3 protein-coding genes and 1 pseudogene are annotated in these 2,087 nt (G+C 49.2%); 2 read left to right on the forward strand and 2 right to left on the reverse strand.

Annotation, left to right across the window (positions count from 1 at the left end):
* Positions 1–236 precede the first annotated feature (236 nt).
* Positions 237–770 (forward strand): gamma carbonic anhydrase family protein, encoded by a 534-nt coding sequence (locus tag VIN66_RS08480; protein WP_331923572.1) that lies wholly within the window; start codon positions 237–239, stop codon positions 768–770.
* Here the strand turns inward: VIN66_RS08480 and VIN66_RS08485 are convergent.
* Together VIN66_RS08485 and aroE are read right to left on the reverse strand one after the other, a co-directional pair.
* Positions 767–1,000, reverse strand: coding sequence for a DUF1488 family protein (locus VIN66_RS08485; RefSeq protein ID WP_331923573.1), 234 nt, complete (start codon positions 998–1,000; stop codon positions 767–769). The two genes, VIN66_RS08480 and VIN66_RS08485, sit on opposite strands and share 4 nt — an antisense overlap.
* Positions 997–1,812 (reverse strand): shikimate dehydrogenase, encoded by an 816-nt coding sequence (aroE, locus tag VIN66_RS08490; protein ID WP_331923574.1) that lies wholly within the window; start codon positions 1,810–1,812, stop codon positions 997–999. Before aroE ends, VIN66_RS08485 begins: the two co-directional genes overlap by 4 nt.
* 29 nt (positions 1,813–1,841) lie before the next feature.
* Between aroE and VIN66_RS08495 the strand changes: the two are divergent.
* Positions 1,842–2,087: pseudogene (locus VIN66_RS08495) on the forward strand (hemoglobin-like oxygen-binding protein); the annotation flags it as partial.

Consider the following 2,087-nt stretch of genomic DNA (forward strand, 5'->3'; position numbering starts at 1 on the left):
GATTTAAACCCGTCTGTCAAGCGCCTTTTTAAAAGATTTTTGAGAGACTTTTTAACTCACCCGACGCACCCGAACCGCAGCACCCCGTGGCATGGCGCGCATTATAGGGCGTTTTTGAACACACGCAACAGGTAAATTGAGAAAAGTTGGCTTTTTAGGATCGTTCGAAGAAAAAACGCACGAAAAGCGCTTTTTTAGTACATTTACTGCATAATAACTCAGCATTGGAGGGAATTATGACAATAAGAGCTTATAAAGGTGTTTCGCCGAAACTGGCAAAAGGGGTTTATGTAGATGAATCCAGTGTGCTGGTCGGTGATATTGAATTAGCAGAAGACGTCAGTATCTGGCCATTAGTTGCTGCCCGCGGCGATGTGAACTATATCCGCATTGGTGCCCGCACTAATGTGCAAGACGGTACCGTGCTGCATTTATCCAGGCCCAGCAAAGGAAAACCGGCTGGCTCGCCGCTTGTTATTGGTGAAGATGTTACCGTCGGCCATAAAGTTATGCTACATGGCTGCAGAATAGGAAATCGCATTCTTATTGGCATGGGCGCTATCGTGATGGACGATGTCGTCGTAGAAGACGATGTGATTATCGGTGCCGGCAGCCTGGTACCGCCGGGCAAACATCTGCACAGTGGTTACTTATATGTCGGCAGCCCGGCTAAACAGGCTCGACCTTTAACCGAAGCAGAGCGCCATTTTCTGAGTGAGTCAGCAGCAAACTATGTTGTGCTGAAAAATGAGTATCTGCTGGAGCGCTAAAGCCAGACCTCGCCATCGTTGTTGATTTCATCGGCTGCGATGGCTTGCTCTGCCTTATCTTCCCAATTAAAAGCATCTTGCTTGACCTGGAGCAGTGCTGTTTCACACTGCTCTGCGCCAACCTTTATATAGCAGTTAACTTTAAGGCCGCTGACCAGGCAGCTGAACCTCACCGCCTGCTTATCCGCACAGTAATCAAAGTCGTTATTGAAAATAATTTGCTGGTTCACGCCGTTAATTGTTCCTGCAGTGCTTTTAATACCTCATTGATGTCAGGCCGTTTACCACGCCAGATATAAAACGCTTCTGCAGCTTGTGCTGCTAACATGCCAAGACCATCTGCTTGCTGTGCCACCCCTTGTAATTTGGCCCACTGCAAAAACGGTGTAGGTTTAGCACCATATAACATGTCGTACGCCAATTGACAGTATTGCATATGTTCCGCTGCGATCTCGGGTCGCTCGCCGGTTAGACCAGATGAGGTGGCATTGATCACTATCTGAAAAGGGATGGATGGAATATCAGCATAACCACAAGCCACTACCCGCTGATCAAAGCTCTCTGCTATTGCCTGCGCTTTGCTCAGTGTACGGTTGGCCAATACGATTTGTTTTACGCCTGCGTCCAACAAAGGCCCTATCGCCCCGCGACTGGCGCCTCCTGCCCCCAGTAACAGAATATTGCTTGCACTTAAACTGGCACCGAGCCTGATTAAATCAGTCACCAGGCCAATACCGTCGGTATTATCACCACAGAGTTTGCCTGCTTCATCAATGTAAAGCGTATTTACAGCCCCTGCCTGCTGCGCCCGAGCTGACAACGTCTGCGCCATACGATAAGCCTGCTCTTTAAATGGCACAGTAACATTGCCGCCTTTGCCGCCGTCGACGACAAACTGCTGCCAGCTGTCGGCAAAGCCATCAAGCGGTGCTAAAATAGCCTCGTATTCCAGTTGCTCGCCGAGCGATGCAGCAAACAGCCGATGAATAAAAGGTGACTTAGAGTGATTTATCGGGTTACCGAACACAGCATAGCGGTCCACAGAACATGCCCATTAAGAAGTTAGTGCAGATGATTGTTAATAAAACCACTTCAAATAGCAAGGAACACCCGACACCTGAACAAACACCGTACCAGATCATGGGTGGCGAAGAGACGGTGCATCGCTTGGCTAACCGGTTTTACGACATCATGGCAACCGCGCCGCAGGCCGCAGAACTCTATGCAATTCATCCCCTGCCACTGGATAACGTCCGGCAGAAGTTTTTTGAGTTTTTATCCGGCTGGCTCGGTGGCCCTGCCCTGTTTGAACAAAAG

The sequence above is a fragment of the Rheinheimera sp. genome (genome assembly GCF_036568245.1).
Lineage (GTDB): Bacteria > Pseudomonadota > Gammaproteobacteria > Enterobacterales > Alteromonadaceae > Alishewanella.

Coding starts and splice junctions, on each gene's coding strand:
- VIN66_RS08480 (WP_331923572.1), top strand. CDS start 237: ATGACAATAAGAGCTTATAAAGGTGTTTCGCCGAAACTGGCAAAAGGG.